The sequence below is a fragment of the Bacillus inaquosorum genome, from assembly GCF_023238325.1.
Lineage (GTDB): Bacteria > Bacillota > Bacilli > Bacillales > Bacillaceae > Bacillus > Bacillus inaquosorum.
The window spans coordinates 407323-422144 of record NZ_CP096592.1; the positions used below are offsets into that span (position 1 = coordinate 407323).

Here is a 14822-nt window from a genome sequence, read left to right on the forward strand (position 1 = left end):
CTCCGTCTGCAAAAGATTGTCAAAACCATCCTATCATACTTCAATTAGACTCATATAGAGGAGAAAATAAAAAACAAAGCCGGGGGCTTTGTTTTAATGTAAGGGCGGAGTTGCTTTCACAGCGGCTGTCCGCCTTGCCACAGCATAATTCAGCAGCTGGATTGACTGCGGCAATGAAAAGCGCAATATGAGTCCGGTGAGGATAGCAGTCAAAATAGTACCTAAACCGATCGGACCGCCCATGCCCCATGCAGCAAACAAAATCGTTATTTCAATGCCGTTCCGCACCCATTGCACATTCCAGCCGGTTTTTTCTGATATCAGCATCATCAGCGAATCACGCGGCCCCGCGCCAAGGCCTGCTGATACATAAACACCGACGCCGTAGCCGATCAGCAGCACACCGAGCGAGAAGACGATGACGGATCCCGTGTAGGTGGAGGGGGCAGGCAGAAGAAAATTGAAAAAATCTATGAAAACACCTATGAGCACCATGTTCAGGATCGCCCCAATTTTTGGCCAAGCCCTCGTAAACAATGATGTTAATCCGACGATGAGCGCTCCAATAATGATGGACCACTGGCCGACGGTAAGCCCGAAGTGCTGAAACAGGCTGTAATGAAATGCATCCCACGGACTAATGCCGAGTGCTTTTCCTTCTATCGTCAGGGATACACCAAAAGCCAAAATGATCAAACCGGCAAAATAAAATGTCCAGCGCAGAACAAGTTCTTGCTTCACGTGAGGTCCCTTCTTTCGTAAAAATCAGTCGATTGTCATTGTAGCACATCTGACAAAAGGGCGGAATAGGCGAAAGGGGCTCAACAAAAAAACAGGGCCGCCGCAGGCGCCCTGTTTCAGCGTGTTGGCAAACCCTTGCATTCGTTGTCAGGCCTGCGCTTCGGTGCTCACGAATTTAACATTCGCTGTGCTCCAATGCTGGCCCTTCCTAGACTTCAAAGGTTTTCAATCACGCTGAAAATGACAAAATCCTAAAACGAAAATCGTTTTAGGATTTTGTCAACAATCTGAAACAGGGCGCTGACGCCCTGTTTTTCTTTTTACAACGGGTTCAAAATCCGGTTTAAGAACCGCTGTGTCCGTTCTTCTTTTGGTGCGGAGAAAATTTGCTCCGGCGGTCCCTGTTCCACGATGACGCCGCCGTCGATGAAGACGACTTCGTCCGCCACATCCTGGGCGAATTTGATTTCGTGGGTCACGACGACCATGGTCCAGCCTTCGTTGGCCAAATCCTTGATAACCTTCAGCACATCTCCGACAAGCTCGGGATCAAGCGCTGAGGTCGGTTCGTCAAACAGCATGAGCTCAGGCTGAATCGCCAATGCACGAGCGATGCCGACGCGCTGCTGCTGTCCGCCGGAAAGCTGGAACGGATATAAATCCATTTTGTCCTTCAATCCGACCTTATCAAGAAGCTGAATGGCTTCTTTTCTGACTTCCTCTTTGTTCCGTTTTTGCACCTGAACAGGGCCTTCCATCACGTTTTCGAGCGCTGTGCGGTGCGGGAACAGGTGATACGCCTGAAACACCATGCCGGATTTCCGGCGAAGCTTTAGGATATCCGCCTGCTTCACCTTTTTGGAGAAATCGATGGAGAAATCATCAAATGCAAGCTCCCCGCGATTCGGAATCTCCAGCGCGTTCAGGCATCGGAGCAGCGTCGTTTTCCCTGAACCTGAAGGCCCAAGTATGGCGATGACTTTCCCTTTTTCAATCTTCATATCTATCTTTTTTAAAATTTCATTTTCACCGAATGATTTGTTTAATCCTTTAACGGTAAGCATACTCGGAACCTCCTTATTTGGCCACGTAGCGGTCAAGACGCCGTTCGATGACATGCTGGACGAGTGAAAGCAGGAAGCAGATAATCCAATAAATAAAGGCTGCTTCAATATAGATCACTAAAATCTGATCAAGATTCCGCGCGCCGATTTCCTGAGCTTTTCTGAACAGCTCAGCGACCAAAATCTGAGAGGCGAGGGATGTATCTTTGATCAGGCTGATAAAGGTATTGGATAATGGCGGGATCGACACACGAAACGCCTGCGGCAAAATCACGCGGAACAGCGTTTTCTGATGCGTCATGCCGATTGTATAGCCGGCTTCCCATTGCCCTTTCGGTACGGATAAAATAGATGCCCGAATGATTTCAGATGCATAGGCGCCGACGTTTAATGAAAAGGCGATAACTGCGCTTGGAAATGGATCTAATGTGACGTTAAAGGCCGGGAACAGATAGAAAATGATGAACAATTGAACGAGAAGAGGAGTGCCCCGTATCGCGGATACGTATACGCTGAACACCCATCTCAAAGGTCTCACTTTCGACATTCTGGCGAGCGCTGTAAGCAGCGCGATGATCATTCCAAATATAAAGGAAAGAATGGTAAGGGGAATCGTATAGTAGATTCCCCCTGAAAGTATCGGCCAGAATGACTGCTGCACCAGATCCCACGGGATCGCCGTGCCAAGCGTCAATGCCGGCAGATTATTTAGAAACATCTTCGCCGAACCATTTTTTAGAAATTTTAGAAAGAGTCCCGTCCTCTTTCATTTCTTTTAATGCTTTGTTGACTTGATCAACAACCTCGCCGCTTCCTTTGCGGAACGTGAAATATGTTGATTGCGGATCGCCTGTTTCAAACGCGATTTTCACGTTTTTGTTGCCTGATGTTTTTAAGTAGTTCAATACGGCAAGTTTATCGTTGTATGTCATATCGACGCGGCCTTGCTGGATCAATTGAAGGGATTGTGCCAAGCCTTCAACGCCTTCCACTTTCGCGCCCGCATCTGTAGCTAATTTGTTGTAGTTGCTTGTCAGTGATTGAGCTGATGTTTTTCCTTTTACATCTGCTTCTGACTTAATATCGTTGTTGTCTTTTTTCGTAACGACAACGGCTCTTGATGTTGTGTATTTATCTGAGAAATCATATTTGTCTTCACGATCTGTTTTTCCGACTTGGTTGGCAATGACGTCAAACCGTTTGGAATTCAGGCCGGCAAACATGCTGTCCCATTGAGTTTCTTTAAAATCGGCTTTCAGTCCTAGCCGTTTTGCGACTTCTGTGATGACTTCCACATCATAGCCAGTCAGCTTGTCAGTATCTTTGTCGTGGTAAGTGAACGGTTCATATGTTCCTTCCGTACCGACTGTCAGGACACCTTTTTTCTTAATTGAAGCCCAAAGATCGCCGTCTTTGGCGTTATCTTTTGACTGATTGTCATTTCCTGCTCCGCAAGCTGCGAGAACTGCAATGGTTACGACCATGAATAAAGCCAATAATGCTTTTTTCATCTTATTCCCCACTTTTCTGGTTGATTTTATTGAAATAAAAAAATAGCTTACAAATCTAAAGGATAACTTTTTTTTAGTATGAGTCAAGTAATTGGTTTTCATAAGGCAAAATCTTTTAAAATAAATTCAAAAATTGCTGTACCGGTTTTGGCAAATAACTGTCCGTTCTCCACATGACAGCCGGTGTCATAATGAAGGGATTGTTTTCGATATGCACAGTGTGAACGTGGTTTCTCATATGAACGGGAATCATCGTGACGGGCAGAATGGACGCGCCAAATCCGGAAGAAACGAGACTGAGCAAAGTTGCGGAATCGTGGCATTCACAAACAATACGCGGCTCCAGATTCAAACGATGAAATTCATTCATGACCTGATTATAGACGCCTTTCCCGTTGACAGGCCGCAGCAGAATCAGCGGAAAGGAAGGAATGTCCTCCATTTTAATGGTGTCACCGCACGGATATCCGGCCTCTTCTGAAAGCACGAGCACACATGGAATGTCATCAAGCTGTTTAAATTGGACTGTGTCGCTTTTGATCAGTGTCGTCGTGACCGCCGCATCGATTTGACGGCTTTCCAGCAGCTCTAACAGCGTCGCAGGCTCATTCTCCCAAATATTAAAGGTGAGGTGCGGGTATCTTTCTTTGATCTGTGTTACTTTTTCAAGCATCAGAGCGGCACAATAAATCGTTGAACCCACGGCCAGCGTGCCTGCCACCTCCTCCTTCAGCTCTTGTACCTCGATGACGGCATCCTCAAACCTATGCAAAATCTCCTTGGCTCTTTTCAGAAAAACAGTTCCTTCATATGTAAGCGTCATTTGCTTTTTCTTATTCCGGTCAAACAAAACGACACCAAGCTCGTCCTCCAGCTGTTTCAGCTGCCTGCTTAAAGGCGGCTGCGCCATGTGGAGCTTTTTGGCGGCGGACGTGATTTTCTGTTCTTGAGCTATGGTAATGAAATATCGAAGCTGGCGAATGTCCAAAAGAAAGCGCCTCCTTACTATACCTTTTAGGTATTAAATATAGATTTAACAGATATTTTTCATATGGATATATCAGGAGTATGATGGAAATGAAAGCAGAATTCAAGCGTAAAGGAGGGGGCAAAGTGAAACTCGTTGTCGGAATGACAGGGGCAACAGGGGCCATTTTCGGGGTCAGGCTGCTGGAGTGGCTGAAGGCCGCCGGAGTGGAAACCCATCTCGTTGTGTCTCCTTGGGCTAACGTCACGATCAAACACGAAACAGGCTATACCTTAAAAGAAGTAGAACAATTGGCCACATTCACATATTCGCATAAAGATCAGGCGGCAGCCATTTCAAGCGGTTCGTTTGATACCGATGGAATGATTGTTGCGCCGTGCAGCATGAAATCACTCGCAAGCATTCGCACCGGGATGGCTGATAATCTGCTGACACGTGCGGCGGATGTCATGCTCAAGGAGAGAAAAAAACTCGTCCTCTTAACGAGAGAAACGCCTTTGAACCAGATTCATCTCGAAAATATGCTAGCGCTTACGAAAATGGGCACCATCATTCTTCCTCCGATGCCGGCATTTTATAATCAGCCGAGCAGCTTAGATGAAATGGTCGACCATATTGTATTCAGAACATTGGACCAATTTGGCATTCGCCTTCCTGAAGCGAAACGCTGGAATGGGATTGAAAAACAAAAAGGAGGAGCTTGATCATGGCTTATCAAGATTTCAGAGAATTTCTCGCTGCCCTTGAAAAAGAAGGACAGCTGCTAACAGTGAATGAAGAGGTAAAGCCGGAGCCGGATTTAGGAGCCGCAGCACGCGCAGCCAGCAATCTTGGCGATAAAAGCCCCGCGCTCTTATTTAATAACATTTACGGCTATCACAACGCACAAATTGCGATGAATGTGATCGGCTCTTGGCCGAACCATGCAATGATGCTGGACATGCCAAAAGACACGCCGGTAAAAGAACAGTTTTTTGAATTCGCGAAGCGTTATGACCAGTTTCCGATGCCGGTCAAACGTGAGGAAACAGCGCCGTTTCATGAAAATGAAATCACAGAAGATATCAATTTGTTCGATATACTGCCTCTTTTCAGAATTAACCAAGGAGACGGCGGTTACTATTTAGACAAAGCGTGTGTCATTTCCCGCGATCTTGAAGACCCTGACAATTTCGGCAAACAAAACGTCGGCATTTACAGAATGCAGGTCAAAGGAAAAGACCGCCTCGGCATTCAGCCTGTGCCGCAGCACGATATTGCGATCCATCTGCGCCAAGCCGAAGAACGCGGCATCAATCTTCCGGTCACCATTGCGCTCGGCTGTGAGCCGGTCATTACAACGGCGGCATCGACTCCGCTTCTTTATGATCAATCAGAATACGAAATGGCAGGCGCAATTCAAGGCGAACCATATCGCATCGTTAAATCAAAGCTGTCTGATCTTGATGTTCCATGGGGCGCTGAAGTTGTGCTTGAAGGCGAAATCATTGCCGGAGAGCGTGAATATGAAGGCCCGTTCGGTGAATTCACAGGCCATTATTCCGGCGGACGCAGCATGCCGATTATCAAAATTAAACGCGTGTATCACAGAAACAATCCAATTTTCGAACATTTATACTTAGGCATGCCTTGGACAGAATGCGATTACATGATCGGCATCAATACTTGTGTGCCGCTTTATCAGCAGTTAAAAGAAGCATATCCGAATGAAATTGTGGCAGTAAACGCCATGTACACACACGGTTTGATCGCGATCGTTTCCACAAAAACACGCTATGGCGGATTTGCAAAAGCGGTCGGCATGCGCGCACTCACAACACCGCACGGACTCGGCTACTGCAAAATGGTCATTGTCGTTGACGAGGATGTCGATCCATTCAACCTGCCGCAGGTCATGTGGGCGCTTTCGACCAAAATGCATCCGAAGCACGATGCGGTTATCATTCCGGATTTATCTGTCCTGCCGCTTGACCCGGGATCTAACCCATCAGGGATCACTCACAAAATGATTCTTGACGCCACTACACCGGTTGCGCCTGAAACAAGAGGCCATTATTCACAGCCGCTTGATTCACCATTAACAACGAAGGAATGGGAACAAAAACTAATGGACTTAATAAATAGGAAAGGATGATTGATATGCATACATGTCCTCGATGCGATTCAAAAAAGGGAGAAGTCATGAGCAAATCGCCTGTAGAAGGCGCATGGGAAGTTTATCAGTGCCAAACATGTTTTTTTACATGGAGATCCTGTGAGCCGGAAAGCATTACAAATCCGGCGAAATACAACCCGGCGTTTAAAATCGATCCGAAGGAAACAGAAACAGCAATTGAAGTTCCGGCTGTGCCTGAACGAAAGGCCTGATCAGCGTGAATTGTATATCAGACCGTCTCTTTGAGCTGCTTGACGGGAAACGCCTGAAGGAGAAGCGGCATGAGGCTTTCGTTCTCCAAACGGTATCGGAGGACGGCTGGCCGCACGCCGCCATGATCAGCGCGGGAGAAATCATTGCTCTGAGCCGAACGGATATAAGAATCGCGCTTTGGAAAAACACAGCGACTGCCGCCAACATCCTTCGCACAGGGAAAGCGCAGTTCACGGCATGGTGGGAGGGAGCCGCTCATTATGTGAAGCTGCAATGCGAGCCTTTGCCGCCTTTGAAGGAAGCCGAATATGACAGAGACCGTTTTGCCTGCCGCATCGTTTCGGTGAAGGAGGACGTTGCGAAATATGCTGATTTGACTTCTGGTGTCCATATCCAGCTTCACAGCCCTGAAGAGGTGCTGAACAGATGGGAAAAGACGCTTGAGGAATTGAAGCGATAATATTAAAAGCCTGACGCCATGCGTCAGGCTTTTATTTTTATATAATGAAAACAAAGGAGGCGAGAGAAATGGAACGTACGGGGATCTGTCACTCAGACGGTTTTGATTTATCATATCGAATCGAGGGAGAGGGCGCACCCATTCTTGTGATCGGGAGTGCGGTTTACTACCCGCGTCTTTTTTCCGAACACATCAAACAGAAATATCAATGGATATTTGTCGATCATAGGGGATTTGCTAAACCCAAGAGGGAACTGCGGACAGAAGATCTGAGTCTTGATACCGTCTTGGCCGATATTGAAAGGATGAGAACATCTCTTCAGCTTGAAGATGTCGTCATCTTGGGCCATTCTGGGCACGCTTTTATGGCTTTAGAATATGCCAGGACATATCCTGAGCATGTTCGGAAGGTTGCGCTTTTCAATACCGCACCTGATAACAGTGAAGAAAGACAGCGAAAAAGCGAATCGTTTTTCATGGAGACCGCCAGTCTCGAGAGAAAGAAACGCTTTGAAAAAGACATTGCGAATTTGCCGCGGGACATAGAGATTGATCCCGAAAGACGCTTCGTGCACATGTGTATTCGCGCTGAAGCGAAAAGCTTTTATCAAGAGCGTCCGCATGCTGCTGCTTTATGGGACGGCGTTTTCACGAATATGCCGATTATTGATGAATTATGGGGACATACATTTGCCCAGCTTGATCTTATTAAGCGGTTAGCTGACGTTCAAGTGCCGGTGTATATCGGCTTAGGCAGATATGATTATCTGGTTGCGCCTGTTACGCTGTGGGATGCTGTTGAGGGGTCATATCCCCATGTGGAGAAGGTTATTTTTGAGAAGAGCGGCCATCAGCCGATGCTGGAAGAACCGCAAGCCTTTGATCAAAGCTTCAGCAAATGGATGGACAAATAAAAAAACAGCCCGCGATCAAAATCCGCGGGCTGTTTCTTATTATAAGACCCCTTTCATCGCGCGTTTGATAATCGGCGATAGCAGCAGGAGAATGCCGCCAAGTACGATTGATATCAAACCGATGGTGCCGAAGTACATTGTTTCAGGAATTTTATCAAACAATCCGGCTACTTGGGCATTGATCGCTTGGGCTGCTGCGTTAGTCAGAAACCACATACTCATTGTCTGTGCAGAGAATGCAGCTGGCGCCAGTTTCGTTGTTACGGATAAACCGACTGGAGACAGGCACAGCTCTCCAAGCACGACAAGCAGGAAGCTGAGGACGAGCCAAAGCGGGCTTACGAGTGCTTCTTTTCCTTGCATTGCAGGGAATACCATAATGATAAATGACAAGCCAGCTAGAATAATTCCGATTGAGAATTTAACTGGTGTGGACGGCTGGCGTTTGCCAAGCTTCATCCATAGCCACGCAAAAATTGGCGCAAAAATGACGATAAACAATGGGTTTAATGATTGGAACCAAGATGACTGAAGTTCAAATCCGCCCAATGAAAGCCTTGTGCGTTCATCAGCGTATACCGCAAGAATGGTTGCTCCCTGTTCCTGAATGGCCCAGAACATGACAGCGGCGATAAACAAAGGAACGTAAGCGGCAAGACGAGATTTTTCTGTTTTGTCCGCTTTTTTGCTTGTAAACATGATAATGAAATAAACAATAGGAATCAAAATACCGAGAATACTTACAAGGTCGATGAACCGATTGATCGTCAGCACGCCTGTTCGTACAGCAATAATCGCCGCGATCGCTACAATGATAACCCCGATTCCGGTGCCGATCGCTGATTTTTTAGACAGCGGGTTCGGCACATTTGAACCTGCAATCCCGAGGTTTTTCTTTCTTGTCAGAGCAAATACGATAAGTCCGAGAAGCATTCCGACTGCGGCAGCTCCGAAGCCGAGATGGTAGTTGTACTTCTGTCCGAGTGTTCCGACAATTAACGGCGCGAGTAAACCACCGAGGTTGATCCCCATGTAGAAAATACTGAAACCTGAGTCGCGGCGTGTGTCTTCTTTCGTATAAAGATCTCCAACCACGCTGGAAACGTTTGGTTTTAATAAGCCTGTTCCGATAATAATAAGCGCCATGCTGATATAGAATGCTGTCGCGCTGCCCGGATAGGCGAGTGCAATGTGGCCGAACATAATGAATATGCCGCCGTAAAATACGGTGTTTGCGGTACCGAATACCCGGTCAGCGAGCCATCCGCCGATAATACTGGACATGTATACGAGAGATCCGTAAATTGACATAATGGCAACCGCTGTGCCTTTGTCAAAGCCGAGCCCTCCGTTTACTGTCTCTGTATACAAATAGTAAAGCAAGATTGCTCTCATTCCATAGTAAGAGAAACGCTCCCAAAATTCGGTGAAAAATAGCGTAAATAGTCCTCGCGGGTGACCAAAGAACCCTTTTTGCGGGACGCTTTTAATGATACTTTCGTTATCAATCGAAGCCATGTCAGCCAAACCCTTTCTTAAAAAAGTGTATTATAAAAATCATATTCTTATATAATACTTGTGTCAATATAATTTATACTCATTTCAAGAAGTTCCAGAATAGAAAAAATATAAACGTATGAAAATAGTGAATTTATACTGGTTTTTAGGACTTTTTTCGTGAGGTTTTCTTACAAAACTATTCCTTTATATTTTTTTAATAAAATTTTAGAGAAATGTACAAGCGGATCGGGCCTTTGTGAGTATCATGATACTAATCATGGAGAAGGAGGCTCGCAATTGGCTGAATTCATATTAAATGCGGCGGATTTTGGTATTTCAGGAGATGGTAAAACGGATTCAACAGAATTGATTAATCAGTGCCTCAGTACGGCTGTTTCGAAAGGATATCATACTGTCTGGTTCCCAAAAGGGACATATTTAATAGACGGGACACTTGGAGGAGATTCCAATCAAAAGTTTCGAAACGCCGGAATTATTGTTCCCGGCAACCTTGAGATTATGATGGACCCAGAGTGCATCATCAAAGTCATTCCGAACAGTTCGTGGGGGTATTCCGCATTTTATGTAGGCAGGCAAGAGAATATAACCATTTCCGGGGGACAAATTATCGGCGAGCGGGATGAACATACGTATGCGTCCGCGGGGATAAGGTCAACCCATGAATGGGGCTTCGGCATTTGCATTGAAGGATGCTCGAATGTTGTCATTGATGATGTCAAAATTTCTGATTTCACCGGGGACGGGATTATTGTCAGTCCGTTAGGCTTAAAGACATCTAATAATTATCGAACGTCAGAGCATATTACCATCCGCCGCTGTGAGGTTCGGCGGTCGAGAAGAAATAACATTTCCATAACCGGATGTGACATGGTCACAGTGGAGGAATGCGTGATTGAAGATGCCGGGACGGGAAATGGAACAGCGCCGAAATTCGGAATTGATATAGAAGGATACGGTGAAGGCGATGTTGACTATGAAGAGCCGATCAATGTATCCATTCGCAATAACCATTTTAGCGGAAACGTTTCAAGTTCTGTGACCAATTTTAACGGGTACGGCATTTCAATAGAAGGAAACCATTCAGACAATACGATCAGCTATGGATATGGAACTCAAACGGTGATCAAGGGAAATATTCTCAGACGGGCGGAAGACGCGGCTGCTGCACCTAGAGTCGGGATTACCGGACTCGGTGTGTCACAAGGAAAAGAGAGCAGTGATGCGGTGATCGCCGGCAATCTTATTACCGGGTTTTCAACCGGGATTGATGTCAGAGGAAAGAGCGTTCTTGTCACGAACAACAAAATCAGTAACTTTGAAAACACAGGGATATTGGTTTATCAGTCTTCCGACGTGAAGGTAGACGGCAACCAAATTCAAAGCGGACTGTCTGAAACAAGGCGCAGTACCGGTCTTCGCGCAGTGCTGTCAGATGATAGCGCATTTCTGAATAACTGCCTCATTGAAGTCATTGACGGTGTGACCATAACCGGCGGCGATATGATCATAAAAGATAATGTGCTGAGAAAATTCAGCCGGGGAATTTGGATCGCTCAAGGAAACGCGGTGATTGAAGGAAATACAATGATTCCCGATGCGTTCGAAGGAGCCTTGGAATCGTATACCGTTTCCGTCACGAACAATGCTAACGCCGTCATCAAAAACAATACATTTAAAAATTTTAAAAATTATCCGATTTACTGCTCCACAAGTGCAAAAACCTCTATTATCAGCAACCACTTTGAAAGATCTCCGCTTTTGGTCACCATCTATATCAGCGCCGGTGTACATGAGATATTTGATAATACCATTTCAGTCAACAGAACGGCCGGGAATCCGATTGTCATTTATGTCAACGGTTCTGCAGGTTCTATCATCTCCGGAAACACCATCAATAACCTCTCCGCAGGCACGGCGGTAGCCATCCAAACAAACACCTCAACCAATTCCAAAATCATCGGCAATCGCATCTTCAAAGGAACAATCAACAAACATACTAGCGATACAGCAGACGGCAATATTATCGCCTGAAAAAAACGCCCCGCTCTAGGGGTTCTTTTTTTTCGCTTTATAGAGCATATATATTTCCCTCACCAGTATCAGAACAAAAAATAAAAGCACGACCCATTCTGTAAACGTCGTCATTTTAAAGCTGGACATATTGTTATAAATGGCTTTTGTCAAACTGAAACCTTGAAGCATGTCCATGAAAACAGAAATAGTTAATAAACAAATTAATATGATCCCTGTCACGCCTAATATTTTCATGCTTCATCACCCTCCGCTTTTAGTGTCTATCTTTATCAGAGAAGTTATACCGCAGCCATCCGAATGCATAATCTCAACTCTCAAAGGAAGAATATGAGAAAACGACAAGGAAAGGTATTTGTGTATGCCTTTATTTTTTAAGCGAAAGAACAATACCGGTTCAAAAGACAAACAGAATATGGAAGAAAAGAATCAGAACCAGCAACAGGAAAAAGAAAGGCCGGTTCTCGTTTCCCCAAGTTTGGCAAAAAACATAGCTGAAACGAAAAAGGAAGTCGGAAGCAGCTCCGACGTCATCATTCGCGAGATCAAAATCGGGGAACAGGATCGTGTCCACCTCGCTGTTATTTATATTGCGGGTCTGGTCGATAATAACACGATTCATGAATCTCTAATCGAGCCCTTGGTTCAGGACGAGTCCATCCAAAATTCTCATGCCATCCAGCAGATTCTTGAAAAAACGCTCCCGCTGGGCGGAGTGAAAGCAGAAAAGGGCTGGGACAAGCTTTTTTCTGAATTAATGCTCGGCAATTCACTGATTTTCGCAGACGGTTCAGAAGAGGCGCTTATTTGCAGCACACAAGGGGGAGAGAAACGCTCCATCCAAGAGCCGAGCACCCAGGTGTCCTTCCGCGGTCCGCGCCAAGGGTTCACAGAGTCTCTGCAAACCAATATTTCCATGATCCGCCGATACATCAAAAATCCGAATGTATGGGTAGAGAAAATGAAAATCGGATCTGTGACACACACGGATGTCGCGCTCATGTACATTCATGGCATTTGTGATGAAAAGGTGCTGAAAGAAGTGCGCTCGCGCCTGAAAAAAATAGATATTGACAGTATTTTAGAGTCTGGATATATCGAGCAGCTGATTGAAGATGAAACATTTACGACGTTTCCGACCTTGTATCATACAGAACGCCCGGATGTTGTGGCGGGAAATCTGTTAGAAGGAAGATTTGCGATCGTTGTGGACGGAACGCCGTTTGTTCTCATTGCGCCGGCTTTATTTATTCAATTTTTTCAGTCCGTTGAAGACTATTATTCGCGTTTTGACATTGCGACAAGCATACGGGTTCTGCGGATTTTAATCTTTTTTATTTCACTTGTCGCGCCAGCAGTTTATGTGGCAGCCACGACGTTTCACCAGGAAATGATTCCGACTCAGCTGTTAGTGGTTATTGCGGCTCAGCGGGAGATTGTCCCTTTTCCGGCTGTTGTCGAAGCAATCACGATGGAGGTTGCTTTTGAGATTCTGAGGGAAGCCGGCGTCAGGCTGCCGCGTGTTGTTGGCTCGGCGGTATCGATCGTAGGTGCGCTTGTTATCGGCCAGGCTGCCGTACAAGCAGGCATCGTCTCTCCGGCTATGGTCATTATCGTTGCCATCACCGCGATTGCCAGCTTCGCGACACCCGCATTTGCCATGGCCATTTCAGCCCGTCTCATTCGATTTATCTTTATTATTGCATCTTCTATTATGGGGTTTTACGGGCTGATTTTAGGGATCATTATGATGTTTGTTCATTTATGCAGCCTGCGCTCTTTCGGTGTTCCTTATATGTCGCCGCTTGCTCCCTTTTCTTCTCAAGGGGTAAAGGACACACTGTTCAGGGTTCCATGGTGGGCTGATCAAAAAAGGCCGGAATCAATCAGCAAGGAAGATAAGGTGCGGCAGGCGGAAGATCAGCGACCAGTGCCTGATGGTTCACGCGGAATGGTGAACAAAGACTTGGAAGAAGGGGATAAGAATGGTACGTAAACGTGTATTAGCCGTTCTCATGCTTTTGAGCGTCATTGTGCTGCCCGGCTGCTGGGATAAGCGGGAACTGACGGACCTTGCGATTATCTCAGCGATTGGCATCGATCGGACGAACGAAGGCAACTACGTGCTGCATCTTCAAATTATCAATCCCGGAAATGTTGCCGGCGGGCTGCAGGGCGGCGGTGCTGGAGACAGGCCGCCTATCTCGGTCTATTCCATTGAAGGCGATAATATGACGGAAGCACTCAGAAAAGCCTCCATGAAAGTATCCCGGCGGCTTTACTTTGCCCATACCAATCTGGTCGTGATCAGTGAAAAGCTGGCGAGAGAGGAGGGCTTGGATTTTGTGTTAGATAACCTTGACCGCGATACGGAATTTAGGACAACAGCGACAATGGTCGTTGCCCATAAGACAAAAGCGGAAAATATCGTAAAAATCCTGACGCCGATTGATAAAATTCCGTCAAATAAAGTCAATAAAACACTCGACTTCACGGAGGCGCAATACGGACGGGTGGTCAAAACGAATATTCAGGACGTCCTGAAAACACTTGCCATCACCACAAAAGCGCCGGTTATCCCGGGATATATGATGATTGGTGATGATAAAAAAGGAATCAGCATGGAAAACACGCAGGCGACAGATCCGAAAGCCATTCTTCAGGCAGACGGTTTGGCGGTTTTTGATAAGTCAGGCCATTTAAAGTATTGGATTGAAGACAAGGAAAGCGTTGGAGCCGTCTGGCTTATGAATAAGGTTCAGCATACATTTGTTAATGCTGACTGGGGCAAGACGAAGGACGCGGTCAGCTTACAAATCACCCATCAAACCACAAAGCTGGTACCTGAGATGCGGAACGGGCGTCCTCACATCCACGTTCATGTGACGGTTGAAGGAATTGTGGATGCTGTCAAATACCCTTTCCAATTGTCTAATCCAAAGGTACTGGCCGATATTGAAAAAGCTCTCAACAAAGAGCTGGAAAAGGAAATCAGCCATGCTGTGAAAAAGATCAAAAAGAACAAAATTGACTTTATCGGTTTTGGTGACACGATATATAGAAAGTATCCGAAGCAGTGGGAAAAAATGAAGGACACATGGGACAAAGAGTATTTGCCGGAACTGCCTGTCGATGTGAAGGCGGAGACGTATATCAGAAGAACGGGGTTGCGAAACAATCCACTCAGGCACCAGCTTAAAGGTGAGTAGGGCTGGAGAAAGGGG

15 protein-coding genes are annotated in these 14822 nt (G+C 46.1%); 8 read left to right on the forward strand and 7 right to left on the reverse strand.

All coding sequences use genetic code 11. From position 1 onward, the window contains the following. Nucleotides 1–93 precede the first annotated feature (93 nt). The 5 genes from M1M80_RS02060 to bsdA form a co-directional block, all read right to left on the reverse strand. Nucleotides 94–741: a YczE/YyaS/YitT family protein gene (locus M1M80_RS02060; protein WP_003240151.1), complete on the reverse strand. Its 648-nt coding sequence runs from the start codon at nt 739–741 to the stop codon at nt 94–96. A 320-nt stretch (nt 742–1061) separates the two neighbouring features. Then, nucleotides 1062–1805: a cystine ABC transporter ATP-binding protein TcyC gene (tcyC, locus tag M1M80_RS02065; RefSeq protein ID WP_003240152.1), complete on the reverse strand. Its 744-nt coding sequence runs from the start codon at nt 1803–1805 to the stop codon at nt 1062–1064. Nucleotides 1806–1818: 13 nt separating this feature from the next. Then, nucleotides 1819–2523 carry a cystine ABC transporter permease TcyB gene (tcyB, locus tag M1M80_RS02070; RefSeq protein WP_003240153.1) on the reverse strand — a complete coding sequence of 235 codons (705 nt, stop codon included), beginning with the start codon at nt 2521–2523 and terminating at the stop codon, nt 1819–1821. After that, nucleotides 2510–3316: a cystine ABC transporter substrate-binding lipoprotein TcyA gene (tcyA, locus tag M1M80_RS02075; protein WP_060397910.1), complete on the reverse strand. Its 807-nt coding sequence runs from the start codon at nt 3314–3316 to the stop codon at nt 2510–2512. Before tcyA ends, tcyB begins: the two co-directional genes overlap by 14 nt. A gap of 115 nt (nt 3317–3431) precedes the next feature. Then, nucleotides 3432–4304: a transcriptional regulator BsdA gene (gene bsdA, locus M1M80_RS02080; protein ID WP_003240155.1), complete on the reverse strand. Its 873-nt coding sequence runs from the start codon at nt 4302–4304 to the stop codon at nt 3432–3434. An 89-nt stretch (nt 4305–4393) separates the two neighbouring features. On the opposite strand from bsdA, the gene M1M80_RS02085 reads away from it, so the two are divergent. The 5 genes from M1M80_RS02085 to M1M80_RS02105 all read left to right on the forward strand — a co-directional run bounded on the left by M1M80_RS02085 (nt 4394) and on the right by M1M80_RS02105 (nt 8046). Beyond that, nucleotides 4394–5008, forward strand: a complete 615-nt coding sequence (locus tag M1M80_RS02085; RefSeq protein WP_060397911.1) for a non-oxidative hydroxyarylic acid decarboxylases subunit B — start codon at nt 4394–4396, stop codon at nt 5006–5008. Nucleotides 5009–5010: 2 nt separating this feature from the next. Further along, entirely contained in the window at nt 5011–6438 is a 1428-nt protein-coding gene (gene bsdC, locus M1M80_RS02090; protein ID WP_060397912.1) for a phenolic acid decarboxylase BsdC, read from the forward strand. Nucleotides 6439–6443: 5 nt separating this feature from the next. Continuing rightward, a complete protein-coding gene (gene bsdD / locus M1M80_RS02095) occupies nt 6444–6671 on the forward strand; it encodes a phenolic acid decarboxylase subunit BsdD (RefSeq protein WP_019257455.1) in 228 nt (75 codons plus the stop codon). Continuing rightward, nucleotides 6668–7132 (forward strand): pyridoxamine 5'-phosphate oxidase family protein, encoded by a 465-nt coding sequence (locus tag M1M80_RS02100; RefSeq protein WP_060397913.1) that lies wholly within the window; start codon nt 6668–6670, stop codon nt 7130–7132. The genes bsdD and M1M80_RS02100 overlap by 4 nt, the downstream gene beginning before the upstream one ends. A 68-nt stretch (nt 7133–7200) precedes the next feature. Then, nucleotides 7201–8046 carry an alpha/beta fold hydrolase gene (locus M1M80_RS02105; protein ID WP_060397914.1) on the forward strand — a complete coding sequence of 282 codons (846 nt, stop codon included), beginning with the start codon at nt 7201–7203 and terminating at the stop codon, nt 8044–8046. Between the two features lie 39 nt (nt 8047–8085). Here M1M80_RS02105 and M1M80_RS02110 read toward each other — a convergent pair whose 3' ends face one another. Next, entirely contained in the window at nt 8086–9564 is a 1479-nt protein-coding gene (locus tag M1M80_RS02110) for a peptide MFS transporter (RefSeq protein ID WP_060397915.1), read from the reverse strand. Nucleotides 9565–9843: 279 nt separating this feature from the next. Here M1M80_RS02110 and M1M80_RS02115 point away from each other — a divergent pair, with 279 nt between their 5' ends. Beyond that, nucleotides 9844–11598: a right-handed parallel beta-helix repeat-containing protein gene (locus M1M80_RS02115; RefSeq protein WP_060397916.1), complete on the forward strand. Its 1755-nt coding sequence runs from the start codon at nt 9844–9846 to the stop codon at nt 11596–11598. Between the two features lie 15 nt (nt 11599–11613). On the opposite strand, the gene M1M80_RS02120 is transcribed toward M1M80_RS02115, so the two are convergent. Next, complete coding sequence (locus M1M80_RS02120) at nt 11614–11835, reverse strand: YczF family membrane protein (RefSeq protein ID WP_003240168.1); 222 nt, start codon at nt 11833–11835, stop codon at nt 11614–11616. 124 nt (nt 11836–11959) lie between these two features. Here M1M80_RS02120 and gerKA point away from each other — a divergent pair, with 124 nt between their 5' ends. Then, nucleotides 11960–13594, forward strand: coding sequence for a spore germination protein GerKA (gene gerKA / locus M1M80_RS02125; RefSeq protein WP_003240170.1), 1635 nt, complete (start codon nt 11960–11962; stop codon nt 13592–13594). Further along, nucleotides 13584–14807: a Ger(x)C family spore germination protein gene (locus M1M80_RS02130; RefSeq protein ID WP_060397917.1), complete on the forward strand. Its 1224-nt coding sequence runs from the start codon at nt 13584–13586 to the stop codon at nt 14805–14807. Before gerKA ends, M1M80_RS02130 begins: the two co-directional genes overlap by 11 nt. Nucleotides 14808–14822: the final 15 nt, after the last annotated feature.

Coding starts and splice junctions, on each gene's coding strand:
- tcyC (WP_003240152.1), bottom strand. CDS start 1,805: ATGCTTACCGTTAAAGGATTAAACAAATCATTCGGTGAAAATGAAATT.
- tcyB (WP_003240153.1), bottom strand. CDS start 2,523: ATGTTTCTAAATAATCTGCCGGCATTGACGCTTGGCACGGCGATCCCG.
- tcyA (WP_060397910.1), bottom strand. CDS start 3,316: ATGAAAAAAGCATTATTGGCTTTATTCATGGTCGTAACCATTGCAGTT.
- M1M80_RS02085 (WP_060397911.1), top strand. CDS start 4,394: ATGAAAGCAGAATTCAAGCGTAAAGGAGGGGGCAAAGTGAAACTCGTT.
- bsdC (WP_060397912.1), top strand. CDS start 5,011: ATGGCTTATCAAGATTTCAGAGAATTTCTCGCTGCCCTTGAAAAAGAA.
- bsdD (WP_019257455.1), top strand. CDS start 6,444: ATGCATACATGTCCTCGATGCGATTCAAAAAAGGGAGAAGTCATGAGC.
- M1M80_RS02105 (WP_060397914.1), top strand. CDS start 7,201: ATGGAACGTACGGGGATCTGTCACTCAGACGGTTTTGATTTATCATAT.
- M1M80_RS02110 (WP_060397915.1), bottom strand. CDS start 9,564: ATGGCTTCGATTGATAACGAAAGTATCATTAAAAGCGTCCCGCAAAAA.
- M1M80_RS02120 (WP_003240168.1), bottom strand. CDS start 11,835: ATGAAAATATTAGGCGTGACAGGGATCATATTAATTTGTTTATTAACT.
- gerKA (WP_003240170.1), top strand. CDS start 11,960: ATGCCTTTATTTTTTAAGCGAAAGAACAATACCGGTTCAAAAGACAAA.
- M1M80_RS02130 (WP_060397917.1), top strand. CDS start 13,584: ATGGTACGTAAACGTGTATTAGCCGTTCTCATGCTTTTGAGCGTCATT.